The sequence below is a fragment of the Streptomyces sp. NPDC023157 genome (genome assembly GCF_055560575.1).
Genome location: NZ_JBVHIL010000007.1, coordinates 439,585 through 462,928, shown reverse-complemented (window position 1 = coordinate 462,928; position 23,344 = coordinate 439,585). Strand labels below are relative to the sequence as shown.

Below are 23,344 nucleotides of genomic sequence, written 5' to 3'. Positions count from 1 at the left end.
TGCGGGGGGGGGGTTCCCTGGGCCGGGGCGGGCCCCTCGGCTGGGGGGGTGGGCCGGTTCCCACTTCCGGCCCCCCCCCCCCCCGCCGCGCCCGCCCCCCGGGGGGGGCCCCCGGCCCCCCCGGCCCCGCCGGTCAGATCGCGCGGCCGTGCGCCCGCAGCGTCCGCAGCGCCTCCACGGTCACGATCGGGCGCCACTCCAGGGCGGAGCCCGGCGCCCACTGCCGCCAGTCGATCGGCCAGCCGCCGTCCTCCTGCTGGCTCGCCGCGAGCCGGTCCAGGGAGCGGGACATCTCCTCGTCCGTGAACCAGCGGCGGGCCAGCGAGTCCGGCACCCGCGCGTAGTCGTGTGGATAGTGCCACTCTCCAGGCGCGTACCCGTCCGCCACCGGGAAGTCCTCCGGCCGGTCCGGGTCGAGCACCGCGAGCCGCTGCTCGCGCACCAGGCGCCCCAGCCGGTCGCTCGCCGCCTGGGCCCGGGAGCGGTCCGGTACCCCGTCGAGGAAGGCGACGGCCGCCTGGACCTCGTACGGGTGCGACTTCTCCAGGGACTCGACGGCGGCCCAGCAGAACTCGGTGGCCCGGAACAGCCAGGCGTGCCAGACCTGGTTGCGGTGGAGCAGCCCGACCACGGGCCCGGTGGAGAGCAGGGCGCCGGGCGGCCCGTCGACGATCGGGACGAACGGGGCCGCCGGGTAGCCGCGTTGCGAGGGGTGGATCGCGGGCAGCGCGCCCTCGTGCGTCGACACCTCGGTGAGATAGCGGCAGATCCGCTCGACGCGCAGCCCGCCGCAGCGGCCGATCGAGTCGAGCACCCGCAGGGCGTGCGCGGTGTGCAGCGGCTGGCTGACCGGACCGCGCAGATCGGGTTCGAGGGCGTGGCCGTAGCCGCCGTCCTCGTTGAGGTAGGCGGCGAGCGCGGCCTCGACCGGGTCGGCGCCGCCGCGCAGGAAGTGGTAGGCGAACCGGCGCTGTTCGAGCACGCGGGCGGTCAGCCAGACGAAGTGCTCGGCCCGAGCGAGGGGAGAGGCGTTCTCTGGGGGTTTTCCGGCCATGTTCCGACGGTAGGGGTCAAACCGCGTCTGACAAGGCCTTCGGCCCGGGCTGCACCCTTGAGAGCGCGATACTGGGCTCATGCGGTTGACGATTTTCTGGGAACGGATGGCCGACCACTTCGGCGCGGGCTACGCCGAGAGCTTCGCCAAGGACCATGTGATGGCCGAGCTCGGCGGCCGTACGGTGCACGAGGCGCTGGACGCGGGCTGGGAGGCCAAGGACGTGTGGCGGGCGGTCTGCTCGGCCGTCGGCGTACCGGCCGAGAAACGGTGATGTGACGCCCCCTGGCCGGAATGTCCGGACGGTGCGCGAGACTGGCGGGGTGGCCACCGACGACGCGAACGACGAGACCCGTGACGACCCCGCCGGCACCTCCGGCACTCACGACACCCCTGCCGAGGCCGGCACCCCCCGTGGGACGACGCCCGCCGGGCAGGCGACCCCGGTCCCGGCCGGCGCCGCCGTAGCGGCCGGCCGGCACGACGGGCCGAGCCCCGCCCCTGCGGGCACCGCCGTGCTGTCCGCCGCCGGCGCCGGGGAGGCCCCGGCGGCCGCCCCGGCCCTCGGCGCGAGAATGCCGCGCTGGCTTCCCCGCGCCCTGGTGCTCGCCCTCGCCCTCTTCGCCTGCTTCCAGCTCGGCAGCTGGGCCTTCCACCAGCTCATCGGGCTGCTCGTGAACATCCTGCTCGCCTTCTTCCTGGCGCTCGCCATCGAGCCGGCGGTGGGGCGCATGGCGGCGCGCGGCATGCGCAGGGGACTCGCCACCTTCATCGTCTTCTTCGCCGTCCTCGTCGTCGGGGTCGGCTTCGTGGTGCTGCTCGGCTCGATGCTCGCCGGCCAGATCGTCGACATGGTCGAGAACTTCCCCAAGTACCTCGATTCCCTGATCAACTGGACCAACCAGCACTTCCACACCGAGCTGTCCCGGGTCGAGGTCCAGGACAGCGTGCTGCGCTCCGACTGGCTGCAGAAGTACGTCCAGAACAGCGCCTCCGGAGTCCTGGACGTCTCCACCACCCTGCTCGGCGGCCTGTTCAAGCTGCTGACGATCTTCCTGTTCTCGTTCTACTTCGCGGCCGACGGTCCCCGGCTGCGCCGCGCGCTCTGCTCGGTCCTGCCCCCGGCCCGCCAGACGGAGGTGCTGCGGGCCTGGGAGATCGCCGTCGACAAGACCGGCGGCTACCTCTACTCGCGCGGCCTGATGGCGCTGATCTCCGGGGTGGCGCACTTCGTGCTCTTCGAGATCCTGGGCGTGCCCTACGCGCCGGCGCTCGCCGTCTGGGTCGGCCTGGTCTCGCAGTTCATCCCGACCATCGGCACGTACCTCGCGGGCGCGCTGCCGATGCTGATCGCGTTCACCGTCGACCCCTGGTACGCGCTGTGGGTGCTGATCTTCGTCGTGGTCTACCAGCAGTTCGAGAACTACATGCTCCAGCCGAAGCTGACCTCCAAGACGGTGGACATCCACCCGGCGGTGGCCTTCGGCTCGGTCATCGCGGGCACCGCGCTCCTCGGCGCGGTCGGCGCCCTGATCGCCATCCCCGCCGTCGCCACCCTGCAGGCCTTCCTCGGCGCGTACGTGAAGCGGTACGACGTGACCGACGACCCCCGCGTCCACGGCCACCGCCGCTACGGCGAGGCCGTCGTCGCCCGCCTGCAGAAGGCCCTCCACCACAAGAAGGAGCAGGCGGAGCAGGGGCGGCGGTAGCGGCGCCGCCGGAGGCTTCACGACCCCTCGCAGCTCGTCGCCACGGCGTGACAGAACCCCTGATCACGGGGCGAAGCCGACCCGGCGTGGTGCGCTTGACACGAAAATCGAACATCCATTCTCATGAGAAGCAGGGCCTTGGAATCCCGGGGTTTTCGCCGAGTTATCCACAGGCCGGAAGGGACGCCGGGGCCCATTGTCAGTGGCAGGGGTTAGCGTCTTTCACATGAAGCGATCGACTCAAGCAAACCGGGTGGAACCCATGGCAGGAACCGACCGCGAGAAGGCGCTCGACGCCGCACTCGCACAGATTGAACGGCAATTCGGCAAGGGTGCCGTGATGCGCATGGGCGAGCGCTCGATGGAGCCGATCGAGGTCATCCCGACCGGATCCACCGCCCTGGACGTCGCGCTCGGCGTCGGCGGCCTGCCGCGTGGCCGTGTCGTCGAGGTCTACGGACCGGAGTCCTCCGGCAAGACGACCCTGACCCTGCACGCCGTCGCCAACGCGCAGAAGGCCGGCGGCCAGGTCGCCTTCGTGGACGCCGAGCACGCCCTCGACCCCGAGTACGCCCGCAAGCTGGGCGTCGACATCGACAACCTCATCCTGTCCCAGCCGGACAACGGCGAGCAGGCCCTCGAGATCGTCGACATGCTGGTCCGCTCCGGCGCCCTCGACCTGATCGTCATCGACTCCGTCGCCGCGCTCGTCCCGCGCGCGGAGATCGAGGGCGAGATGGGCGACTCGCACGTCGGTCTCCAGGCCCGGCTGATGAGCCAGGCCCTGCGGAAGATCACCAGCGCGCTCAACCAGTCCAAGACCACCGCGATCTTCATCAACCAGCTCCGCGAGAAGATCGGCGTGATGTTCGGCTCGCCGGAGACCACGACCGGTGGCCGCGCCCTGAAGTTCTACGCCTCCGTGCGCCTCGACATCCGCCGCATCGAGACCCTCAAGGACGGCACGGACGCGGTGGGCAACCGCACCCGCGTCAAGGTCGTCAAGAACAAGGTCGCGCCCCCCTTCAAGCAGGCCGAGTTCGACATCCTCTACGGCCAGGGCATCAGCCGCGAGGGCGGCCTGATCGACATGGGCGTGGAGCACGGCTTCGTCCGCAAGGCCGGCGCCTGGTACACGTACGAGGGCGACCAGCTGGGCCAGGGCAAGGAGAACGCCCGTAACTTCCTGAAGGACAACCCCGACCTCGCCAACGAGATCGAGAAGAAGATCAAGGAGAAGCTGGGCGTCGGCGTCCGGCCCGAGGAGCCCTCGGCCGAGCCGGGTGCGGACGCCGCGAGCGGTTCCGCCGAAGCGGGCGCGGCGGACGCCGACGCGGCCAAGGCCGTCCCGGCGCCGGCCAAGGCCACCAAGGTGACCAAGGCCACCACGGCCAAGAGCTGAACCGATGACCGGCCGCACCGAATGGCCGGACGACAGCCCCGCCTCGTCGAGGGCCGAGAAGGAGCTGTCGTCCCAGGACCCGGCTGAGCGGGCGCGGGCGATCTGCCTGCGCCTGCTCACCGGGACCCCCCGCACCCGCAAGCAGCTCGCCGACGCCCTGCGCAAGCGGGAGATCCCCGACGAGGTCGCCGACGAGGTCCTCTCCCGCTTCGAGGACGTGGGGCTCATCGACGACGCCGCCTTCGCCGGCGCCTGGGTCGACTCCCGGCACCACGGCCGGGGCCTCGCCCGCCGGGCCCTCGCCCGCGAGCTGCGGACCAAGGGCGTCGACGCCTCGCTCATCCAGGAGGCCGTCGACCGGCTCGACTCCGACCAGGAGGAGACCCGGGCCCGCGAGCTCGTCGACCGCAAGCTGCGCGCCACCCGTGGCCTGGAGCGCGACCGGCGGCTGCGCCGCCTCGCCGGGATGCTCGCCCGCAAGGGCTACCCGGAGGGCATGGCCCTGCGGGTGGTCCGGCAGGCCCTGGAGGAGGAGGGCGAGGACACCGACGGCCTGGAAGAACCCTTCTAGGCCCACGGGCCCCGCCCGCCCTGCCCCGCCCACGCTCAGCCCGCGCGTCCGCCGGACCAGGACGCGCGCGTGGCCGCCCTCAGTGGCTCCGGGTCGCCCCCGTCGCCGGCAGCAGGACCGGGAGGCCCGCCGCCTTCCAGGCCTGGAAGCCGCCGATGACGTCCGTCGCGCGGTGCAGACCCAGTTGCCGCAGGGACGCGGCGGCCAGCGAGGAGGCGTACCCCTCGTTGCAGAAGACGACGACACGCAGGTCGTGGCTGTACGCCTGGGGGGCGCGGTGGCTGCCCAGGGGGTCGAGCCGCCACTCCAGCTCGTTGCGCTCCACGATCAGCGCGCCCGGCACCAGGCCGTCCCGCTCGCGCAGCGCCGCGTAGCGGGTGTCGACCAGGAGCGCGTCCCCCGCCTCGTACGCCTCGTACGCGGTGCGCGCGTCGATCCGGTCGAGGCCCGCCCGTACCCGCTCAAGCAGCTCGTCGATCCCGACACGTTCGCCGGTCGGCCCGCCAAGCGCCTCGCCCGTCGCCCGGCCGTGCGTCACATCGGCCACCCGGCCCCTCGTCCCCTCGCTCACTGCCAGTCCTCCGGCCGCTCGACCTGCTCAAGACGGAGCACCGCGCCCGAGCGGCTGAAGCGCCGGATCAAGGGGAGCGGCGGATAGTAGGCGTGCACCGAGATCGCGTGGGTGGTGGTGGACTCGTTGAGGACCTCGTGCACGTGGTGGCGGGTGAAGGCGCGGCCCTTGCCCGCCGGGAGTTCGCGGTGGCGGTCCAGCCCGTCGGCCAGCTCCAGGTTCTTCCAGCCACCGGCCGGCAGCCGCACCGCGAGGGAGTGCTCCGTCAGGGCGCCCCGCGCGGTGGCGAAGGCGCCGAGGGACTCGGCGTGGTCGTGCCAGCCGGTGCCCGTCCCGGGCGGCCAGCCGATGAGCCAGGCCTCGCTCCCGCCGGGCCCGTCGAGCCGGATCCAGGTGCGGCCCTCCGGGTCGAGGGGCAGCGAGGCGATCAGTTCGGTGTCGGCGGCCGTGCGCTGGACGAAGTCCAGCAGATCGGCCGCGGTGGGGGAGCCGGAAACGGGCGTGGGGGCGTGCTGTGTCTGGGACACGGGGGACCGTCCTGAGGGTTCGCGAAAGCGCGCACGACCGAGCGGGCGCGCGAAGAAGCGGAAGAGGGAGGCGAATTCAGCAGGACGGGCGACACATGCAGCCCGCGTAGCGGACCAGGTCCATATGGACCCTCCGCCACAGGCGCACATCGGTGTCGGTCACGTTCCGGAGTACACCATGTGCGCCTGCGAGGGTCAATTGACGTCCGCTGTACGGGCGCTGTCCGTGGACACGCCCTCGACAGCCGGGCTTCCGCCCCGTACCGCGTCCGCCGCGGCGTGCAGTTCCTCGGGGCGCACCCCGGCGAAGGCTGCGGCCAGGTGCCCGTCCGGGCGGACGAGCAGGACGGCGTGGGCCGGGGCGCCCGGGTAGCCCTCCGTCACCAGCAGTTCGGCGGGGGCCGGCAGCGCGTCCACCGCCTCGGCGAGCCGCGGCATCACGCCGGCGCTCATCCAGTGCCGCCGGTCCCACACCCCGGTCCCCGGGGCGACGAGGACGACGAGTAGCCGCCCCTGCCCCAGCCGGTCCCGCAGTCGCACGGTCGTGCCGTCGGGCGCCGTCACCCGGACGTCCTCCGCCGGCGCCCCGTCGGGCGTGCCCACCGGGATGCGGCCCTCGGACGCCGGCGCGGCCAGCGGGGAGTGCGGATAGGCGGGCGGCGCGCCCAGCGGGCCGCGCCCCAGGTGCCCCTCGGTCAGCAGGGCGTCGTGACCGCGTCCGCCGCCCGGCAGGATGGTGCGCAGCCCCCCGCCGCCGCGCAGCGCCGGCAGCGACTGGTCGGCCGCCCGCAGCCGTGCCGCGACGGCCGCGCGGCGCTCGCTCTGGTAGCTGTCGAGCAGCGTGGGCGAGGCGTCCCGGTGGTGCCAGCTGTGGGCCAGCTTCCAGGCCAGGTTGTCGACGTCCCGCAGTCCCTCGTCGAAGCCCTGGGTGCCGACCGCGCCGAGCAGGTGTGCCGCGTCCCCGGCGAGGAACACCCGGTCGACGCGCCAGCGCCGGGCGAGCCGGTGGTGCACGGTGTGGACGCCGGTGTCGATCAGGTCGTACGGCGGGGTGGTGCCCTCGCACCAGCCGGCCAGGGTGTCGCGGATGCGGGTCACGAGCGCGTCCGGGGTGACCAGGTCGCCGCGCGGCGGCAGCAGCCAGTCGATCCGCCAGACCCCGTCGGGCAGCGGCCGGGCGGTGATCTCCTCGCCGGCGCCGCGCCAGGGCGGCTGACGGTGCAGCAGGGCCTCGCCGGCCCAGGGGAGTTCGGTGCGCAGCGCGGCGACCGCGTGCCGTTCCACCGCCGTCCGCCCGGGGAAGCGCACGGCGAGGAGCTTGCGCACGGTCGAGCGGGCGCCGTCGCAGCCGACCAGGTGGCTGCCCCGCCACCAGGTGCCGTCCGGGCCCCGGGTGTGCGCGCGGACCCCGTGCGCGTCCTGCTCGACGGTGTCGACGCGGGCGTCGGTGACGAGGGTGATGAGCTTCTGGCGGGCGATCGCGTCGCGCAGGCCGCGGGCGAGGGCGTGCTGGGGGATGTGCAGCGGCGCGGGCGGGCCCTCGGTCCCGTCCGCCGCGCCGGCGTCCCCGGAGAGCCCCAGGTCGAGGGCGACGTGCCGGGTCTGCTGCTTGCGGCGCAGGGAGCGCCAGCCGACCCAGCGGACCCCTTCGTCGCGGAGGGTGGTGCAGCCGAGGCGTTCCACCAGGGCGGCCATGTCGGCGCGCAGTACGACGGTGCGGGCGGGGCGTGGCTCCTCCTTGCCCGCGCTCTCGTCGAGGACGACGCTGGGGACGTCCTGGGCGGCCAGGGCGAGGGAGAGCGCGAGGCCGACGGGCCCCGCACCCACGATGATCACCGGGTCCACGGCGTCGCTCCTGAGGGCCGTACGGGCGTGCGGGAAGCACAGCGGAGTGTGGCGCGGGCCCGGAGCTTGATCACAGAACGTATGCAACCCACTGCGGGTGCGCGCGTCAAGTGACAGGGGCAGCGGCGGTCGCCACTGCCCCCGGATGATGTCACATACCGTCAGTTCTTCGTGTCGGCAGGGCCGTCGGTGGGCCGGGTGGTGTCACCGGCAGTCATCTCCGCCTCCGGCGCGGCCTCGCCGCGCGGGGCCTCGGCGGGCGCGACGGTGATGCCGGTCCTGGCCTTGCGGCCGCGCTTCTCGATCCAGGTGGCGAGCGCGGAGAGCGCCAGGCACAGCGCGATGTAGATGACGCCGAAGACCACGATCACGGAGACGTACGGGTACTGGCCGTTGACCAGCGTGTTGGAGGCGATCAGCTGGGCCGAGTAGAGCAGCTCGGGGTAGAGGATCATGTAGCCGAGCGAGGTGTCCTTGAGGGTCACCACGAGTTGGCTGATGATCGTCGGCAGCATGGCCCGGACCGCCTGCGGCAGCAGGACGCTGGTCATCACCTGGGTCTTGCTCATGCCGAGCGCGTACGCGGCCTCGCGCTGTCCGCGCGGCACCGCGTTCACGCCGGCCCGCAGCACCTCGGCCTGGACGCAGCCGTTGTAGATGGACAGGCCGAGGGCCAGCGCCCACATCGAGTAGTCGGTGAGGAAGGCGACCCACACCGCGTAGATGGTGATCAGCAGCGGGAGCGAGCGGAAGACCTCGATGAAGCCGGTGGCCACCCAGCGGACCGGCTTGTGGTCGGAGAGCCGGGCGACGGCGAGCAGGACGCCGAGGACGACCGAGCCGACGGCCGCGAGAGCGAAGGCCTTCAGCGTGGCGAGCAGCGCGTCGGCGATGTTCTGCCGGATGCCCGAGTAGTTGAAGATGTCCCACATCTCGGGGGCGAGGTGCCCCTTGGCGTTCAGCCGGACCACGCTGACGGCGAGCAGCGCGAGGATCACGAGCGTGCCGAGGACGGCGTAGATCCGGTTGCGGACGCGGGCCTTGGGGCCGGGGGCGTCGAAGAGAACGCTGGCGCTCATCGGGCGACCTCCATGGTGCGCTCAAGGAGTCGGAAGAGACCGCTGATGGCGAAGGTGATGACGAGGTAGGCGATGGCGACCCAGAGGAAGACCGGGGCGATCGCGTAGCCCTGCTCGCTCATCAGGGTCTGCCAGCCGAAGAGTTCCGTGACGCTGAAGGCGCCGGCGATGGCGGAGTTCTTGGTCAGGGCGATGAAGATCGAGCTCATCGGGGGCAGCACGGTCCGGGTGGCCTGCGGGAGCACGATCAGCCGCAGCGTCTGCGAGAAGCCCATGCCCAGCGAGCGGGCGGCCTCGGCCTGGCCCAGCGGCACCGTGGAGATGCCGGAGCGGACGGCCTCGCAGACGAACGAGGAGGTGTAGAGGCCCAGGGCGAGCGAGGCGAGCACGAAGGGGCTCATGCCCGGGAAGAGGATCTCCGGGACGACGAAGAAGAAGACCAGGAAGAGCAGGGTCAGCGGGGTGTTGCGCAGCAGCGTCACCCAGGCGGTGCCGAAGAAGCGCAGCGGGGGGACGGGGGACACCCGGAAGCCCGCGATGACGATGCCGAGGACCAGGGCGATGACCGAGCTGACGGCGGTGATCGACACGGTTCCTATGAATCCGTCGCGGAACTCCGGGAAATGGTCGAGCAGTACGTTCATGAGGACTCCGCGTCGGCAGTCAGCGGCAGGAGGGCAGCGGGCGTACGGGCAGGGGCGGGGGCGCCCCGCAGCGCACCGGGTGCGGCGCGTACGGGGCGCTCACGCGCGGGCGGGTCAGTAGCGCACGACCGCCGGCGGCTCGGTGTAGGCGGAGCCGGAGAGGCCGAGGGTGGCCTCGTAGATCTTCTTGTAGGTGCCGTCCTTCTCGAACTTCTCCAGGACGTCGTTCACCTTGTCGCGGAGGACCTTGTCCTCCTTGCTGATGCCGATGCCGTAGGGCTCCTCGGTGAACGGCTTGCCGATGACCTTGAGCTTGCCCTTGTTGGCGGCGGCGTAGCCCTTGAGGATCGAGTCGTCGGTGGTGACGGCGTCGACCTGCTTGGTGAGCAGCTGCTGGACGCAGTCGGAGTACTTGCCGAGCTCGACGGTCTCCGCGCCGTACTGCGGCTTCTTGATCTCCTGGAGCGGGGTCGAGCCCGTGATCGAGCAGACCTTCTTGCCCTTCACGCTCTCCGGACCGGTGATCGTGGTCTCGTCCTTGCGGACCAGGAGGTCGGCGCCGGCCTTGTAGTACGGGCCCGCGAAGCCGACCTGCGCCTTGCGCTTGTCGTTGATCGTGTAGGTGCCGACGTAGTAGTCGACCTGGCCCGTCGAGATCGCGGTCTCGCGCAGCTTGGAGTTGACGGTCTTCCACTCGATCTTGTCGGGGGAGAAGCCGAGCTCGGCCGCGATCATCTTCGCGATCTCGATGTCGAAGCCGGAGCGCTCCTTGGTGGCCTGGTCCTCGAAGCCGAGGTACGGCTGGTCGGCCTTGGAGCCGATGATCAGCTTGCCGCGCTCCTTGGCCTTCTTGAAGGTCGGGGAGTTCAGGTCCACACCGCTCGCGACGGCGTACGTGGGCAGCTTGGGGGCGGCGGCGTCGCCGGGCTTCGTGGCGGGCTTGTCGCCGGCCGAGCCCTCCTTGCCGCCACAGGCGGTCGCGGTCAGCGCGAGTACGGCAACGGCCACGGCCGCGGTCTTGCGGAGCTTCATCGTGAACATCCCTCAGGTCGTGGGTAGTTGATCGTCAGTGTGCAGCACATCGCCCGGGGGCGACCAAGGAGTCGCGGCCGTGCGCCGTCAGTGGTGAAGGATCTTCGAGAGGAAGTCCTTGGCCCGGTCGCTGCGCGGGTTGCTGAAGAACGCTTCGGGGGTGGCCTGTTCGACGATCTTCCCGTCGGCCATGAAGACCACGCGGTTGGCGGCGGAGCGCGCGAAGCCCATCTCGTGGGTGACGACCACCATCGTCATGCCGTCGCGGGCCAGCTGCTGCATGACCTCCAGGACCTCGTTGATCATCTCCGGGTCGAGCGCCGAGGTCGGCTCGTCGAACAGGATGACCTTCGGGTCCATCGCGAGGGCGCGGGCGATCGCCACGCGCTGCTGCTGGCCGCCGGAGAGCTGCGCCGGGTACTTGTCGGCCTGGGCGCCGACACCGACCCGGTCGAGGAGGTCGCGGGCCTTGGTCTCCGCGGCCTTCTTCTCCGTCTTGCGGACCTTGATCTGACCCAGCATCACGTTCTCGAGCACCGTCTTGTGCGCGAAGAGGTTGAACGACTGGAAGACCATGCCGACATCGGCCCGCAGCCGCGCCAGCTCCCTGCCCTCCTGGGGCAGCGGCTTCCCGTCGATGGTGATGCTGCCGGAGTCGATCGTCTCCAGGCGGTTGATGGTGCGGCACAGCGTGGACTTGCCGGACCCGGAAGGCCCGATCACCACCACGACCTCGCCGCGGGCGATGGTCAGGTCGATGTCCTGCAGCACGTGCAGCGCGCCGAAGTGCTTGTTCACGTCGGACAGCACGACCAGGTCGTCCACGGCCGGTACGGCGTCCTGGGAACCCTTGGTCACTGACACTCCGCTCATCGGCTCTGGCTCCGTCCTGCTCGGTTGGGGAGGACACTAGAGACCGGGTGTGAGGACCGTCATCACATCTGAGCGAAGTTTGAGGATAACGATCCGGTCGCAAGCGGACACCCTGCGTGAAGGGGACGCCCGGGGTCGTACCGGGTGCATAACGGAAACGCGCTCTTAACGGGGAGGAACTTGACTGTGGCCGTGGCCATCGGCGTTCATGCCCTGGTACACAGATAGTCATCACGCGGCGCCGGGGGACCCGGAACGAGCTCACGAGGAGCCCCGCGAAGCGACCGGAACCGATCGAAGAGATCACGGAGGAGGGCCATGAGACTGCTGCTCGTCGAGGACGACGACCACGTCGCCGCCGCGCTCTCCGCGATCCTCGCCCGGCACGGCTTCCAGATCACCCACGCCCGCAACGGCGAGGAGGCGCTGCAGGCCGTCCTGCCCGCCGCCCACGGCGAGCGCCCCTCGTTCGGGGTGATCCTGCTCGACCTCGGCCTGCCCGACCAGGACGGCTACCAGGTCTGCGGACGGATCCGGAAGCTCACCACCACCCCCGTGATCATGGTGACCGCGCGCGCCGACGTACGGTCCCGGATACACGGCCTCAACCTCGGCGCCGACGACTACGTGGTGAAGCCCTACGACACCGGCGAGCTGCTCGCCCGCATCCACGCGGTCAGCCGGCGCACCTCCGCCGGCGAGGACGGCGCCGGAGCGGCCGAGGACAGCACCCTGCGCCTCGGGCAGGTCACCGTCGAGCTCCCCACCCGCCGGGTCAGCGTCGACGGCGACGCCGTCGCCCTCACCCGCAAGGAGTTCGACCTGCTCGCCCTCCTCGCCCAGCGGCCCGGCGTGGTCTTCCGCCGCGAGCAGATCATCAGCGAGGTCTGGCGCACCAACTGGGAGGGCACCGGCCGCACCCTGGAGGTGCACGTCGCCTCGCTGCGCTCCAAGCTGCGCATGCCCGCCCTCATCGAGACCGTGCGGGGCGTCGGCTACCGCCTGGTCGCGCCCGCCGCGTAACCCCGGACCCGCCGGCACGTGCGCACCCGACTCCTCCCGCTCCTCATCGTCCTGATGGCCGGCGTCCTGCTGGCCCTCGGCTTCCCGCTCGCCGCCAGCCTCGCCGCCTCCGAACAACAGCGGGTCGTCGTCGACCGGCTGGACGACGCGGCCCGGTTCGCCGCGCTCGCGCAGTTCGTCGGCGAGACGGTCATCGGCCCCGACGAGCGTCGCACCACCCTCAGCGGCGAACTCGCCAGCTACCACGACGTCTACGGCATCCGTGCCGGCATCTTCTACCGCAACAACCGTGCGATGGCCGCCGCCCCCGAGGACTGGGTCGTACCGTACGAGGGGGAGGGCAGGCGCGCGTTCAACGAGGCCCTCCTCGGCCGCCGCAGCCACGACCCGCCACAGGTCTGGCCCTGGCAGGGCGACGCCCGGCTCACCATCGCCTCCCCGGTCGTACGGGACGGGGACGTCGTCGCCGTCGTCGTCACCGACTCGCCCACCGGGCAGCTGCGCACCCGCATCCTGCACGGCTGGCTGCTGATCTTCGCCGGCGAGGCGGCGGCCATGCTGCTCGCCGTCGGCGCGGCCTTCCGGCTCACCGGCTGGGTGCTGCGACCCGTCCGGGTCCTCGACGCCGTCACCCACGACATCGCCACCGGACGCATGAAGTCCCGGGTCGCCGCCGCCGGCGGGCCGCCCGAACTACGCCGCCTGGCCCGCGCGTTCAACGAGATGGCCGACAACGTCGAGGACGTCCTCGAACAGCAGCGGGCCTTCGTCGCCGACGCCTCCCACCAACTGCGCAACCCGCTCGCCGCACTGCTGCTCCGCATCGAGCTGCTCGCCCTCGAACTGCCCGAGGGCAACGAGGAGATCGCCTCCGTACGCACCGAGGGCAAGCGGCTCGCCCAGGTCCTCGACGACCTGCTCGACCTCGCGCTCGCCGAGCACGTCGACGCCGATCTGCGGCTCACCGACATCGGGGCGCTCACCGCCGAGCGGGTCGCCTCCTGGCGGCCGGTCGCCGACGAGAAGGGCGTGACGATCGTCGCCGACACCGCCCCGGTCACCGCCTGGGCGGACCCGGTGGCGCTGTCGAGCGCCCTCGACGCGGTGATCGACAACGCGCTGAAGTTCACCCCGGCCGGCGAGGACGTCACCGTGGGCGTCGCGCTGAGCCCCGGCGGGCGGACCGTCGCCGTGGAGATCGCCGACCACGGGCCCGGCCTCACCGACGAGGAGCTGGAGCGGGTCGGCGACCGCTTCTGGCGCTCCACCCTGCACCAGAACGTCAAGGGCTCCGGCCTCGGCCTCTCCATCGCCCGGGTCCTCCTCGCGGCCGGCGACGGCGCCGTCGCCTTCACCTGCAACGAGCCCCACGGCCTCAAGGTGACCGTCACCGTCCCCCGCGACGAGCCGCGCCGGCAGGCGACGCGGAACCTGACCACCCGGAGCGGTCCCGGCGGTCAGGGCTTCACGGAGCGGTAGTACCGCCGGGCGCCCTCGTGCAGGGTGAGCGGATCGGTGTAGATCGCGGTCCGCAGGTCCACCAGCTGCGCCGGGTGCACCTGGCCGCCGATCCGGTCCCGGCTCCCGATCACGGTCCGGGTGATGCCCTCCACCAGGTCCGGGTCGGCGGCGTCCGTGGTGACCAGGATGTTCGCCACCGCCAGCGTGTCCACCGGGTTGCCGTCCTGGGCCAGCCCGTACGCGTCGGCCGGGATCACCGCCGAGCGGTAGTAGCGGGTGGACTCGCCCACGTCGTGCAGGCTCTCCACCAGCGTCGCGTCCAGCGGCACCAGCCGGACCGGGGAGCGCTCCGACAGGGCCTGCACGGCCTGGGTGGGCAGCCCGCCCGACCAGAAGAACGCGTCCAGCCGCTTGTGCTCCAGGAGGCCGGGCATGGTGTCGATGCCGGCCGAGACCGGACGGATGTCGACGTCCGGGGTGAGCCCGGCCGCCGCCAGCACCCGGTCGGCGATCAGCCGCACGCCCGAGCCCGGCTGCCCGACGCCGACCCGCAGCCCGCGCAGATCGGCCACCGACTGCACGGCCGAGCCCTTCGGCACGACCAGCTGGACGTAGTCGTCGTAGAGCCGGGCGCAGCCGCGCAACCGCTCGAAGCCGGGCTTGCGGTCCCGCTGGTACTGGGCCACGGCGTCCGCCGTCGCGATGGTGAAGTCCGCCTCGCCGGACGCGAGCCGGGCCAGGTTCTGCTGGGAGCCCTCGCTGTTCCTCAGCGTTATCGAGACGTCCGGCAGATCGCGGCCGAGGGCCTGCTGGAGCAGCGCCCCGTACCGCTGGTACACGCCCGTCGGCACGCCCGTACTGAAGGTGACGTGCCCGCTCGGCGTCTTCGCGCCGAACGGGACCAGCCACCACACCAGGGCGCCCACCAGCACCAGGAGCGCCGCCGAGACCTTCAGGACACGGCGGCGGGCGGTACGGGTGAGCGCGGGGAGCATGGCGCGATCCTGCCAGCTCGCTCCCCGTCCTGGCCAGGGCGGTCCCGGCCGGGGACGGGGAGCGGGCGCGCGGTGTCGCTCAACGTCCGCGTCGCTGTTCGCTCAGTAGGCGAAGCCGGACTTCCCGGTCATCGTCGTCGTCACGTGCGTGATCTGGCTGCCCGGCGGGAGCGCGGTCGTCGTCGCCGTCCCGGTGGTGGCCGTGGTGGTGCCGTCGCCGAGCTGGCCGACGTCGTTCGTGCCCCAGCCGACCACCGAGCCGTCGTCGAGCGCGGCGAGGGTGTAGTTGAGGCCGCCCGCGATGTCCTGCACGCCCTTGAGCTGGTCGAGCACGACGGGGGTGGTGCGGTTTGCGTTGGTGCCGTCGCCGAGCTGCCGGTCGGTGTTCTTGCCCCAGGCGGCCACGCTGCCGTCGTCGAGGACCGCGAAGGCGGTCGCGTTGGTGGCGAAGACCGAGGCCACCGAGTCGAGGTACGCCACGTCCACCGCCTTGTTGCTGTCGGCGGTCGAGTCGTTGCCGAGCTGGCCCTCGGCGCCCTTGCCCCAGGCCTTCACCGTGTTGTCGGCGGTGAGCGCGAGGACGTACTCGCAGCCCACGGCGATGGCCTCGACGTTCTCGACGTCCGGGACCTTCTGCGGGGTCTCGCGCGTGGTGTTGTTCCCCGTGCCGAGCCGCCCGTTGTCGCCCTTGCCCCAGGTCCAGACGGTGCCGTCCTGGCGCAGCGCCACACTGAAGTCGCAGCCCGCGCCGACGTCCTTCACCTTGTCCAGGCTCTGTACCGGGATCGGGGCCTTGTACGGGTTGGTGGTGTCCTGGCCGGTGCCCAGCTGCTTGGCGGCGTTGCTGCCCCAGGCGAGTACCCGGCCGCCCTTGACGGCGAGGGCGTGGTTGAGGCCGGCCGAGACCGCGCTGACCCCGGAGAGCCCGGTGACGGTGCCCGGGAAGCTCTGGGCGGTGGTGGTGCCGTTGCCGAGCTGTCCGGTGGTGTTGGCGCCCCAGGACTTCACGGTGCCGTCCTTGAGGAGGGCCACGGCGAAGGGGTTGGCGGCAGCGGCGGCGCCGCCACCGCCGCCCGAGACCTTGCGCACGTCGTCACGGGTGATGCCGGTGACGGCGGCGGGCGTCTGCTGGGTGAGCACCGAGCCGTTGCCGAGCTGGCCCTGGGCGTTCTCGCCCCAGCCGCGGACCCAGGGGTCGGTGCCGGCGGCGTGTGCGGGGAGGGTGGGGAGGGTGAGCGCCGCCAGGGACAGGGCGGCGACGAGGGGGAGACGTAGGGGTGGGGTCATCTGCGTGCCTTTCGGTTTCGTGGGGGACGGACCGTCGGGTCAGTAGGCGTAACTGGTCCGCCAGGGGACGGAGGCGGGTACTCGGGTGGTGCCGCTGCCCGGGGGCAGGGCGGTGACGGGGGTCGACGAGGCGGTGGTGGTGCCGTCGCCGAGCTGGCCGGAGGAGTTGTCGCCCCAGGCGACGACGGACTCGTCGTCGAGGAGGGCCACGCTGTACTGGTAGCCCGCGGACAGGGCCTGGACCCCCGTGAGGCCGGGGACGGGCACGGGGGTGGTGCGCTGGACGGTGCTGCCGTCGCCGAGCTGACCGCCCCCGTTCCAGCCCCAGGCCCGGACGCTGCCGTCGGCCAGCACGGCGAAGCTGTGGTACCAGCCGGCGTAGACCGCCTTGACCTCGTCCAGGAGCTTCACGTCCACGGGGGACGAGCTGGGCTCGACGGTGTCGTTGCCCAACTGCCCGTTGAGGTTGTACCCCCAGGTCTTGACCGTGCCGTCAGCCATGAGGGCCACGGAATGGTGGCAGCCGGTGGAGACGGCGACGACGTCCGTGAGACCCGGCACCCGCTTCGGGGTGTTCTGATGGGTCACGGTTCCGATGCCCAGCTGGCCGTAGGTGTTCTCACCCCAGGACCAGACCGTGCCGTCTTCGCGCAGGGCGAGGGTGAAGGCGCAGCCCAGCGCGATGTCCGTCACCTTGCGCAGGCTCTGGGCGAGCACCGGACGCGGGGTGGCGGCGTCCGACGTCACGCCGTTGCCGAGCTGGCCGACGTTGTTCACGCCCCAGGCCCACACCCGCCCGCCGCGTACGGCGGCGGCGAAGCCGTTTCCGGCCGCGATCTTCGAGACGCCGGAGAGCCCGGCCACGGTCACGGGCACGGTCCGGTCGGTCGTGGTGCCGTCGCCGAGCTGGCCGCTCCCGTTGCCGCCCCAGGCCTCGACGGTGCCGTCCTTGAGGAGGGCGACGGCGAAGGCCCGGCTCGCGGCACTGCCGCCGTTGGCCTCCAGCTCACGCACGTCGTCGCGCCGGACGCCCCGCACGGAGGACGGCGTCTGCTGGTCGAGGGTGGTGCCGTTGCCGAGCTGACCGGCGGCGTTCAGGCCCCAGGCCCGCACCCACGGGTCGGTGGGCTCGGCGTGTGCCGGGGTGCCCAGGGTGAGGACGGCGGCGAGGGCGACGGCAGCGCGTACGAGGGTGCGGTACGTCATCACGTACGCACCCCGCTCAGTACGCGTACGTCGTGTTGCCGCCCAAGGACACCGCGACGTCCTTCACCTTCGAGCCCTCGTTGAGGATCTTCACCGACTCGAAGCGGGACACGGTCGTGCCGTTGCCGAGCTGGCCCTCGCTGTTGTTGCCCCAGGTGAAGACATCGTCCGCGGTCACCGCGACGCCGTGGCGCAGCCCGGCCGCGAGGTGCTGGACGCCCTCCAGGCGCGGGATCTCCACGGGGGCCGTGCGGTTGGTGCGCGAGACGTTGTCGCCGAAGGACTCGTCGCCCTCCAGGAGCTGGCCGTACTGGTTGTTGCCCCAGCCGTAGACGTGGCTGTCGCTGGTCTTGACGTAGTTGTGGTGGGCGCCCGCCCCGATCTCGGAGACGCCCTCCAGCCAGTCGACGTCGACCGGGACGGTGGAGGACTTGGTGCTGGAGTTGCCCAGCTGGCCGTAGAGGTTGTAGCCCCAGGACTTCACGGTGTCGTCGGCGGTCAGTGCGAGGGCGTGGTAGCAGCCCGCGTCGATGGACACGATGTTCTCCAGGCCCGTCACCTGCCGGGGGACGGAGCTGGTCGCGCGGCTGCCGGTGCCGAGCTGGCCGTGGATGCCGCGGCCCCACGCGTACACCTTCCCGTTCTCCAGGAGCGCGAGGCTGAAGTCGCAGCCGGCCGAGATCTGCTTGACCTTCGGCATGCCCTGGACCCGGTCGGGGACGGTACGGCTGTCGCCGGTGCGGTTGTTGCCGAGCTGGCCGTAGGAGTTGTCGCCCCAGGAGTAGACCTGGCCGCTGGTGTCCAGGGCGAGGGCGTGCTTGCCGCCCGCCGCGATGTCCTTGATGTTGGTCAGGCGCGGGACGGTCGCGGGCACGGTCTGGTTGTCGTTGCCGCCGTTGCCGAGCTGACCCGAGGAGTTGTGCCCCCAGGACTTCACCGTCTTGTCGGTGCGGGCGAGCGCGAACGAGTCGGCCGACGAGGTGCCACCCGCCGACATCTGGTCGACGTCGCCGCGGAAGAGGCTGGTGACCGAGGTGGGCGACAGGCTGTCCGACAGGGTGCCGTTGCCGAGCTGCCCGGTGCGGCCGGCGCCCCAGCTCAGCACGGTCGGATTGCCCTCGTTGGCGGTCGCAGTGGGGGCGAGGACCGGGACGGCGGCGAGCGCGGCCACGACGGTCAGGCCGCCCAGGGCGTGCCAGGGCCGACGTCGTGATCGGGATGATCGGGACATGGGTCTGCTCTCCTTCGGGGGACGTACGGGGGAGCTGACGGCCCGCGGGCATGGCGTGCCCAGGGCCGGTCGGACGGCCGGGACGGGCCGTCGGACACAGCAGCAGCCTTGCCGACGGTGATCATGGGCGCGAGCCGGGAGCGCTGAAACACCCGTCTGTCGGACGCCCGTTCGGGGTCGCCTTCCGGGCGGCGATTTCACCGGTTAGGGGCGCCGTACGCCTCTTCGGGGAGGCCGGGCGCGGCGGACGGCCGACCGGCGGCACCCGGGAGAGTGAGACACCCCGTCCGAGGCGGTCGGCCCCCCTCTCGGGCCGGCTCGGAATTCCATCCGGACGAGTGCGCGGACCGCCCCGGCGGCGGGCCTCGGAGCTGCCTCGGGACCGTCCGTCCGGCGGTCCTCTCCCGCACTCCGCCGAAGCGGTGAGCGGTGCACGGGCCCGCCGCCGCGCCGTGTGTCCTGCGGCTGCCCCGAGGCGCGTCCGGTTAGCGTCGAGAGGCGCTTGGCGATCTTGACGGCAGTCCCTGCCGCGACCCGCGCGCTGTTCCCGTGATCCGCAATTCACCCCCGTCCCCAGGGAGTTGTGCCATGCCTTCCGCTCTCCTCGTACGGCGTGCCCTCGGCGCGGCCGTCCTCGCCTCGGCCCTCGCGCTGGCCGCCGCACCGGCCGCCCTCGCGGCCCCGCCCGCCGCCCTCGCGGAGGAGTGCAAGCCCGACGACCAGGCATGCCTCGACGCGCAGGCGAACGCCAACGAGGCGAAGGAGATCGACGAGCAGAAGAAGAAGACCAAGGAGTCGGCGGCCAAGGCCGACAAGGACATCGAGAAGGTCGGCAAGGACCTGGAGAAGTGCAAGCCGGGCTCCGAGGCCTGCATGGGCGAACTGGCCAAGGGCAACGGCGAGAAGGAGGGCCTCAAGGACATGAAGACCGTCGTCGACGGCTTCAAGCCCGACCCGAAGGACAACGCCCAGACCGCCGTCACCAGTACCTGCGCGGACTTCCCGGCCTCGCTGCCCGCCGGATCCACCGACCCGGGCGTATCGCCGTTCCCGGCCTCCCAGCTGTGCTCGCTGCTCGGCTCCTGACGTGCTGCCGTCCCGCTCCGCGTAAGCCGGCTCCCGACCGACTGCCCGACTGCCCGACTGCCTGACTGCCTGCCCGCGGCCGACCGTCTGACCGACCGACCGACCGACCGACCGACCGACCGACCGACCGACCGACCGGCCGTCCGCCCGTCCGCCCGTCCCGTCCCCTCCCGTCTCGCCCCGTCCCGAAGGGATCTCCCATGTCCCCGCGCCGTCCCGCGCTGCTCCTCCTTCCCGCCCTGGCTCTCGGTCTCGCCCTGCCCCTCGCGCCGCCCGCGCGCGCGGACGAGGGGCCCGGCGAGCCGCCCGCCCCGCGTGCCTTCACCGCCGACGGGCGCCCGGCGAAGATCGCCGATGTCCTCAAGTCCTGCGACACCAAGGCCGACGCCTGCCGCTTCGTCATCGACCCCAAGCAGGGGCGTGAGTTCGCGACCGCCGTCCGGTCCCTCGGCAACTCGGTCGTCAACTGCACCGAGAGCGACATGAGCGTCGACCGCACGGTCACCCTGCGCACGTCCAGCACCGACAACATCGGCGGCGAGATCTCCGGCAAGATCACCGCGGAGGGCACCGTCACGGCGTCCGGCGAGGTCACGACCAACCTCACCAACGACATCACCAGCGAGCACAAGACGCCCAACCTCAAGGACGGGCCGACCTCCACCAACGGCACCAAGACCAGCGTCGCCGCCGGCGGCAAGGTCGCCGGTTCCCTGAGCGCCAAACTCGCCTTCGAGGCCGCCTTCAAGGCCACCTACTCCAAGTCGTGGACGGTCGACAACACCGAGGCGACGACCTACAAGACCACCGTCCTGCCCTACGACATGCTGGTCTTCGGGGCGAGCGCGGCCATGCGCCGGGTCGTCGGCAGCCTCATCGCCGGTTCGGGCGCCCAGATCTCCGGGATCGCCGTCGACAGCCCCTCCATGGTCAACTCCAGCAGCTTCGTCGCCCAGACCTACGCCGCCCCGGCCAACCTCTGCGGCCGCACCCGCCCCACCGGCACCACCGCGGGCGGTAACAACCCGCAGCCCGGCCCGCCGCCGTCGCCGCGCGTGATGCCGGTACGCGAAGCCCACGACGCCCTCGTCCCCGGGGCCGTACCGAAGCGGGTCGACGTCCTGCACCCCGCCCGCAGCGGCTCCTGAGCGGCGGGGCCACAGACGCCCCTTCGGTACGCGTCCGGCCCCGCCTCCGATCCGCTTCCGGGTCCCTTCTCGGGTCGCTTCCCGGTTCCCTCCCGGGTCCCCTTCCCGGTCCCCTTTCGGTCCCCGTCCCGCCCCTGGCACGCACCACCCCCGCACGAGGAGTCCGTCCCCCATGTCTTCCTCTTCCGCTTCGGCCGTCGCGGTCCGCACGCTCGCGGCCGCCGGTCTCCTGTTCCCGGCCGCCCTCGCCGCCCCGTACGCGGCGGCCGAAGCCCCGGCCCCCCAGACCGTCACCGTCCTCAACGGCGACTTCGCCGACCCCGTCATGAAGGGCGACGGCCCCACCACCGTCGCCCTCGACTCCTGGGACGGCCGGAACCAGCGCTACTCCCCGTCCGCGTCCGGCCGCACCGACACCGCCCACGGCGTCGGCCTGGAGAAACAGGGCAACTCCCTCTCGCAGCGCCTGCGCGGGGTCCGTACCGGAGCGGAGGTGACGGTCAGTTACGAGGACAGCCCGGCCGTCTCGAAGGAGTGCAACGGCTCGGACGTCGTCGACGGCCAGCCCTACACCGTCGAGGGCTCCGGCGGCTCCGTCCAGGCGGTGACCACCGCCGGCGACCCGGACAGGGTCAAGGGCACACCGGGGCCCGGGCGTTGGTCCAAGCGCACCTACACCTTCGTGGCCGGCGAGAACGAGCCCCTGCTCACCTTCGCCTCCAAGGTCACCGACTCCAAGACCCATGTCACCTGCACCCCGATGATCGCCCGCATCCGCGCCGTCGAGGTACCGGTCCCGCTCGACCGGACCGTCGACAAGACCGCTCTCGGCACGGCGGAGGCGTACAAGGGCAACGAGCGCCAGACGACGCTGCACAACGCTGCCGCCGCCTGCAACGGCGAGAGCGCCTGCGTCTTCCGGCCCGACATGCGGATGTCCTTCCGCTACTACGACCGCGCCCGGGTGGTGGGCGAGGCCTTCGTCAACTGCACCCGCAACACCCTCGAACACACCCGGGTCGTCTCCTTCTCTGAGCGCGCCTACGACAGCATCTCCCAGACCTACGCCGCCGCTGGTCTGCCGCTCAACGACGTGGCCAAGCTCCCCACTTCGGGCGACCGCACGGAGGACGAGAAGCGGATCAAGGAGCGGCCGATGGCCGGCCAGTTCTCGCTCGCGTACGAGAAGGGCTGGCAGCGCGCCTGGCAGTGGTTCGGCGGCGAGGAGCGTACCGTCGTCGAGCGCATCCAGCCGGGCGAGGTCAGCTGGATCGAGCTCCAGCCCAGCCGGGAGCGCGTCGAGGGCTGGTTCCTCAGCAAGAAGGACGACTACCGGCTGCACGCCGTCATCGACGGGCCCTCGCGCGGAGTGCCCGACCGCCTGCTCCAGCGCACCGGGCCGATGGCCGAGGCGGAGAAGCAGCGCTGCACCGCGGCCCGGCCCATGACCACCACCCCGGTCGACGCCGGGGCGGCCGCCTACTCCTCCGACAAGGGCCTCCTGAAGGTGTCCGCGCCCGCCGCGAACCGGTCGGTACGGGCGACCCGCACCGTCCCGCTCGGCTGACGGCTCCTCCCTTTCGACCGCTCACGCCAACCGCTCACACCGACCGCTCCGTGGGCGGCGGGACCAGGGCCGTCGCCTGCTCGCGCAGCCAGCCGAGCAGCGCGGCGGTCCGCGCGTCCCGCTCCGGCGGGCCAGGGGTGAGCAGGCCGTAGCCGGTGCCGTCCGCGACGAACCCGTACGGGGCCGCCAACTGCCCCCGTACGAGGTCGTCGTGGACGAGTGCGTACGGCCCGATGGCGACGCCCACGCCCGCGGCGGCGGCCTGGAGCGCCAGGTAGAAGTGCTCGAAGGTCTGCTCGGCGGCGCGCGCGGGTCCCCGGCCCGAGAGGCGGCGCCAGTCGTCCCAGGCGGCCGGCCGGGTGCTGGTGTGCAGCAGGGCGACGGGCTCGCCGAGCCTCAGGCGCTCGGCCAGTTCCGGCCGGCAGACCGGGCCGATCCACTCGTCGAAGAGCGGCACCCGGGTCACCCCGTCCGGCACCGGGAAGTCGTCCCGGCGCACAGCCGCGTCCACCGTGTCCCGCGCGAAGGCCACGGGGCCGCCGCCCGCCGACAGGTGCACGGTCAACTCGGGGTGCCGGGCGGCGAGGTCGGGCAGGCGCGGGATGAGCCACCGCATCAGCAGGGTCGGTTCGCAGGACAGGGCGAGCGGGCCGGCGTCCCGGTCCCGCCCGGACACCTCCCGGGCGGCCGACTCGATCAGGTCCAGCGCGTCCCGGACCGCGGCCGCGAGGCGGCGGGCCTGCGGGGTGGGGCGCAGGGAGCGCGCGCCGCGCTCGAAGAGGGGCGTACCGAGGGCCTTCTCCAGGTTCTGCACCTGGCGGCTGACCGCTCCGTGGGTGACGTGGAGCTCCCGCGCGGCCCGGGTCATGCTCGCGTGCCGCACGGTCGCCTCGAAGGGGAGCAGGGTGTTCAGCGGGGGGAGGTCCGGGCGGCTCATGTGTGAAATCTACTCACAGGTGGGGTGAGAAGGAATCGCTTGTCCTGCGGGTTCATGCGGGTCACTGTTGATCTCGTCACGGAAACCCGACCCGAG

At 72.2% G+C, this 23,344-nt stretch carries 23 protein-coding genes; 9 read left to right on the top strand and 14 right to left on the bottom strand.

Annotated features, from left to right (window positions below; translation table 11 throughout):
* Positions 1-133 precede the first annotated feature (133 nt).
* A complete protein-coding gene (locus ACZ3ZE_RS26560) occupies positions 134-1,054 on the bottom strand; it encodes a hypothetical protein (RefSeq protein WP_361177715.1) in 921 nt (306 codons plus the stop codon).
* A gap of 79 nt (positions 1,055-1,133) precedes the next feature.
* On the opposite strand from ACZ3ZE_RS26560, the gene ACZ3ZE_RS26555 reads away from it, so the two are divergent.
* The 4 genes from ACZ3ZE_RS26555 (at position 1,134) to recX (ending at position 4,736) form a co-directional block, all read left to right on the top strand.
* Positions 1,134-1,328, top strand: a complete 195-nt coding sequence (locus tag ACZ3ZE_RS26555; RefSeq protein WP_046911781.1) for a DUF3046 domain-containing protein — start codon at positions 1,134-1,136, stop codon at positions 1,326-1,328.
* A 301-nt stretch (positions 1,329-1,629) separates the two neighbouring features.
* The gene (locus tag ACZ3ZE_RS26550; RefSeq protein WP_442304942.1) at positions 1,630-2,763 is read left to right on the top strand and encodes an AI-2E family transporter; all 1,134 of its coding nucleotides are present in this window, start codon (positions 1,630-1,632) and stop codon (positions 2,761-2,763) included.
* A gap of 262 nt (positions 2,764-3,025) precedes the next feature.
* Complete coding sequence (gene recA / locus ACZ3ZE_RS26545; RefSeq protein ID WP_361177717.1) at positions 3,026-4,165, top strand: recombinase RecA; 1,140 nt, start codon at positions 3,026-3,028, stop codon at positions 4,163-4,165.
* Between the two features lie 4 nt (positions 4,166-4,169).
* Positions 4,170-4,736 carry a recombination regulator RecX gene (gene recX / locus ACZ3ZE_RS26540; protein WP_363292192.1) on the top strand — a complete coding sequence of 189 codons (567 nt, stop codon included), beginning with the start codon at positions 4,170-4,172 and terminating at the stop codon, positions 4,734-4,736.
* A 79-nt stretch (positions 4,737-4,815) separates the two neighbouring features.
* Here recX and ACZ3ZE_RS26535 read toward each other — a convergent pair whose 3' ends face one another.
* From ACZ3ZE_RS26535 to ACZ3ZE_RS26500, 8 genes are all read right to left on the bottom strand, one after another.
* The gene (locus ACZ3ZE_RS26535) at positions 4,816-5,274 is read right to left on the bottom strand and encodes a rhodanese-like domain-containing protein (RefSeq protein ID WP_467260973.1); all 459 of its coding nucleotides are present in this window, start codon (positions 5,272-5,274) and stop codon (positions 4,816-4,818) included.
* Between the two features lie 29 nt (positions 5,275-5,303).
* Positions 5,304-5,834 (bottom strand): cupin domain-containing protein, encoded by a 531-nt coding sequence (locus tag ACZ3ZE_RS26530; protein WP_361177721.1) that lies wholly within the window; start codon positions 5,832-5,834, stop codon positions 5,304-5,306.
* Positions 5,835-5,910: 76 nt separating this feature from the next.
* A complete protein-coding gene (locus tag ACZ3ZE_RS26525; protein WP_317852217.1) occupies positions 5,911-5,982 on the bottom strand; it encodes a putative leader peptide in 72 nt (23 codons plus the stop codon).
* Positions 5,983-6,029: 47 nt separating this feature from the next.
* Entirely contained in the window at positions 6,030-7,679 is a 1,650-nt protein-coding gene (locus tag ACZ3ZE_RS26520; RefSeq protein WP_467260956.1) for an FAD-dependent monooxygenase, read from the bottom strand.
* A gap of 161 nt (positions 7,680-7,840) precedes the next feature.
* The gene (locus tag ACZ3ZE_RS26515) at positions 7,841-8,758 is read right to left on the bottom strand and encodes an amino acid ABC transporter permease (RefSeq protein WP_467260954.1); all 918 of its coding nucleotides are present in this window, start codon (positions 8,756-8,758) and stop codon (positions 7,841-7,843) included.
* Complete coding sequence (locus tag ACZ3ZE_RS26510) at positions 8,755-9,402, bottom strand: amino acid ABC transporter permease (protein WP_361177727.1); 648 nt, start codon at positions 9,400-9,402, stop codon at positions 8,755-8,757. The genes ACZ3ZE_RS26515 and ACZ3ZE_RS26510 overlap by 4 nt, the downstream gene beginning before the upstream one ends.
* 114 nt (positions 9,403-9,516) lie before the next feature.
* Complete coding sequence (locus tag ACZ3ZE_RS26505) at positions 9,517-10,434, bottom strand: glutamate ABC transporter substrate-binding protein (RefSeq protein ID WP_361177729.1); 918 nt, start codon at positions 10,432-10,434, stop codon at positions 9,517-9,519.
* Positions 10,435-10,521: 87 nt separating this feature from the next.
* Positions 10,522-11,307, bottom strand: coding sequence for an amino acid ABC transporter ATP-binding protein (locus tag ACZ3ZE_RS26500; RefSeq protein ID WP_361630204.1), 786 nt, complete (start codon positions 11,305-11,307; stop codon positions 10,522-10,524).
* Between the two features lie 318 nt (positions 11,308-11,625).
* Here ACZ3ZE_RS26500 and ACZ3ZE_RS26495 point away from each other — a divergent pair, with 318 nt between their 5' ends.
* Together ACZ3ZE_RS26495 and ACZ3ZE_RS26490 are read left to right on the top strand one after the other, a co-directional pair.
* A complete protein-coding gene (locus ACZ3ZE_RS26495) occupies positions 11,626-12,330 on the top strand; it encodes a response regulator transcription factor (protein ID WP_467260952.1) in 705 nt (234 codons plus the stop codon).
* Between the two features lie 18 nt (positions 12,331-12,348).
* A complete protein-coding gene (locus ACZ3ZE_RS26490) occupies positions 12,349-13,809 on the top strand; it encodes a sensor histidine kinase (RefSeq protein WP_467260950.1) in 1,461 nt (486 codons plus the stop codon).
* Here ACZ3ZE_RS26490 and ACZ3ZE_RS26485 read toward each other — a convergent pair.
* The 4 genes from ACZ3ZE_RS26485 to ACZ3ZE_RS26470 all read right to left on the bottom strand — a co-directional run bounded on the left by ACZ3ZE_RS26485 (position 13,788) and on the right by ACZ3ZE_RS26470 (position 18,510).
* On the bottom strand, positions 13,788-14,786 hold the full coding sequence (locus ACZ3ZE_RS26485; RefSeq protein WP_361177737.1) for a TAXI family TRAP transporter solute-binding subunit: 999 nt from the start codon (positions 14,784-14,786) through the stop codon (positions 13,788-13,790). The genes ACZ3ZE_RS26490 and ACZ3ZE_RS26485 overlap by 22 nt on opposite strands.
* Before the next feature lie 102 nt (positions 14,787-14,888).
* On the bottom strand, positions 14,889-16,073 hold the full coding sequence (locus ACZ3ZE_RS26480) for an RCC1 domain-containing protein (RefSeq protein WP_361177739.1): 1,185 nt from the start codon (positions 16,071-16,073) through the stop codon (positions 14,889-14,891).
* A 39-nt stretch (positions 16,074-16,112) separates the two neighbouring features.
* Positions 16,113-17,279 carry an RCC1 domain-containing protein gene (locus ACZ3ZE_RS26475; protein WP_467260948.1) on the bottom strand — a complete coding sequence of 389 codons (1,167 nt, stop codon included), beginning with the start codon at positions 17,277-17,279 and terminating at the stop codon, positions 16,113-16,115.
* A gap of 16 nt (positions 17,280-17,295) precedes the next feature.
* Positions 17,296-18,510, bottom strand: a complete 1,215-nt coding sequence (locus tag ACZ3ZE_RS26470) for an RCC1-like domain-containing protein (protein ID WP_467260946.1) — start codon at positions 18,508-18,510, stop codon at positions 17,296-17,298.
* Between the two features lie 588 nt (positions 18,511-19,098).
* Between ACZ3ZE_RS26470 and ACZ3ZE_RS26465 the strand changes: the two genes are divergently transcribed.
* The 3 genes from ACZ3ZE_RS26465 to ACZ3ZE_RS26455 all read left to right on the top strand — a co-directional run bounded on the left by ACZ3ZE_RS26465 (position 19,099) and on the right by ACZ3ZE_RS26455 (position 22,311).
* Positions 19,099-19,596 carry a hypothetical protein gene (locus ACZ3ZE_RS26465; RefSeq protein WP_361177745.1) on the top strand — a complete coding sequence of 166 codons (498 nt, stop codon included), beginning with the start codon at positions 19,099-19,101 and terminating at the stop codon, positions 19,594-19,596.
* Between the two features lie 200 nt (positions 19,597-19,796).
* Positions 19,797-20,744, top strand: a complete 948-nt coding sequence (locus ACZ3ZE_RS26460) for a hypothetical protein (protein ID WP_361630195.1) — start codon at positions 19,797-19,799, stop codon at positions 20,742-20,744.
* Between the two features lie 172 nt (positions 20,745-20,916).
* A complete protein-coding gene (locus ACZ3ZE_RS26455) occupies positions 20,917-22,311 on the top strand; it encodes a hypothetical protein (RefSeq protein WP_361177749.1) in 1,395 nt (464 codons plus the stop codon).
* Between the two features lie 34 nt (positions 22,312-22,345).
* Here the strand turns inward: ACZ3ZE_RS26455 and ACZ3ZE_RS26450 are convergent, their stop codons facing one another.
* Positions 22,346-23,248: a LysR substrate-binding domain-containing protein gene (locus tag ACZ3ZE_RS26450; RefSeq protein ID WP_361177751.1), complete on the bottom strand. Its 903-nt coding sequence runs from the start codon at positions 23,246-23,248 to the stop codon at positions 22,346-22,348.
* Between the last annotated feature and the right edge of the window lie 96 nt (positions 23,249-23,344).

Coding starts and splice junctions, on each gene's coding strand:
- ACZ3ZE_RS26560 (WP_361177715.1), bottom strand. CDS start 1,054: ATGGCCGGAAAACCCCCAGAGAACGCCTCTCCCCTCGCTCGGGCCGAG.
- ACZ3ZE_RS26555 (WP_046911781.1), top strand. CDS start 1,134: ATGCGGTTGACGATTTTCTGGGAACGGATGGCCGACCACTTCGGCGCG.
- ACZ3ZE_RS26550 (WP_442304942.1), top strand. CDS start 1,630: ATGCCGCGCTGGCTTCCCCGCGCCCTGGTGCTCGCCCTCGCCCTCTTC.
- recA (WP_361177717.1), top strand. CDS start 3,026: ATGGCAGGAACCGACCGCGAGAAGGCGCTCGACGCCGCACTCGCACAG.
- recX (WP_363292192.1), top strand. CDS start 4,170: ATGACCGGCCGCACCGAATGGCCGGACGACAGCCCCGCCTCGTCGAGG.
- ACZ3ZE_RS26515 (WP_467260954.1), bottom strand. CDS start 8,758: ATGAGCGCCAGCGTTCTCTTCGACGCCCCCGGCCCCAAGGCCCGCGTC.
- ACZ3ZE_RS26510 (WP_361177727.1), bottom strand. CDS start 9,402: ATGAACGTACTGCTCGACCATTTCCCGGAGTTCCGCGACGGATTCATA.
- ACZ3ZE_RS26505 (WP_361177729.1), bottom strand. CDS start 10,434: ATGAAGCTCCGCAAGACCGCGGCCGTGGCCGTTGCCGTACTCGCGCTG.
- ACZ3ZE_RS26500 (WP_361630204.1), bottom strand. CDS start 11,307: ATGAGCGGAGTGTCAGTGACCAAGGGTTCCCAGGACGCCGTACCGGCC.
- ACZ3ZE_RS26495 (WP_467260952.1), top strand. CDS start 11,626: ATGAGACTGCTGCTCGTCGAGGACGACGACCACGTCGCCGCCGCGCTC.
- ACZ3ZE_RS26485 (WP_361177737.1), bottom strand. CDS start 14,786: ATGCTCCCCGCGCTCACCCGTACCGCCCGCCGCCGTGTCCTGAAGGTC.
- ACZ3ZE_RS26480 (WP_361177739.1), bottom strand. CDS start 16,073: ATGACCCCACCCCTACGTCTCCCCCTCGTCGCCGCCCTGTCCCTGGCG.
- ACZ3ZE_RS26475 (WP_467260948.1), bottom strand. CDS start 17,279: ATGACGTACCGCACCCTCGTACGCGCTGCCGTCGCCCTCGCCGCCGTC.
- ACZ3ZE_RS26470 (WP_467260946.1), bottom strand. CDS start 18,510: ATGTCCCGATCATCCCGATCACGACGTCGGCCCTGGCACGCCCTGGGC.
- ACZ3ZE_RS26465 (WP_361177745.1), top strand. CDS start 19,099: ATGCCTTCCGCTCTCCTCGTACGGCGTGCCCTCGGCGCGGCCGTCCTC.
- ACZ3ZE_RS26460 (WP_361630195.1), top strand. CDS start 19,797: ATGTCCCCGCGCCGTCCCGCGCTGCTCCTCCTTCCCGCCCTGGCTCTC.
- ACZ3ZE_RS26455 (WP_361177749.1), top strand. CDS start 20,917: ATGTCTTCCTCTTCCGCTTCGGCCGTCGCGGTCCGCACGCTCGCGGCC.
- ACZ3ZE_RS26450 (WP_361177751.1), bottom strand. CDS start 23,248: ATGAGCCGCCCGGACCTCCCCCCGCTGAACACCCTGCTCCCCTTCGAG.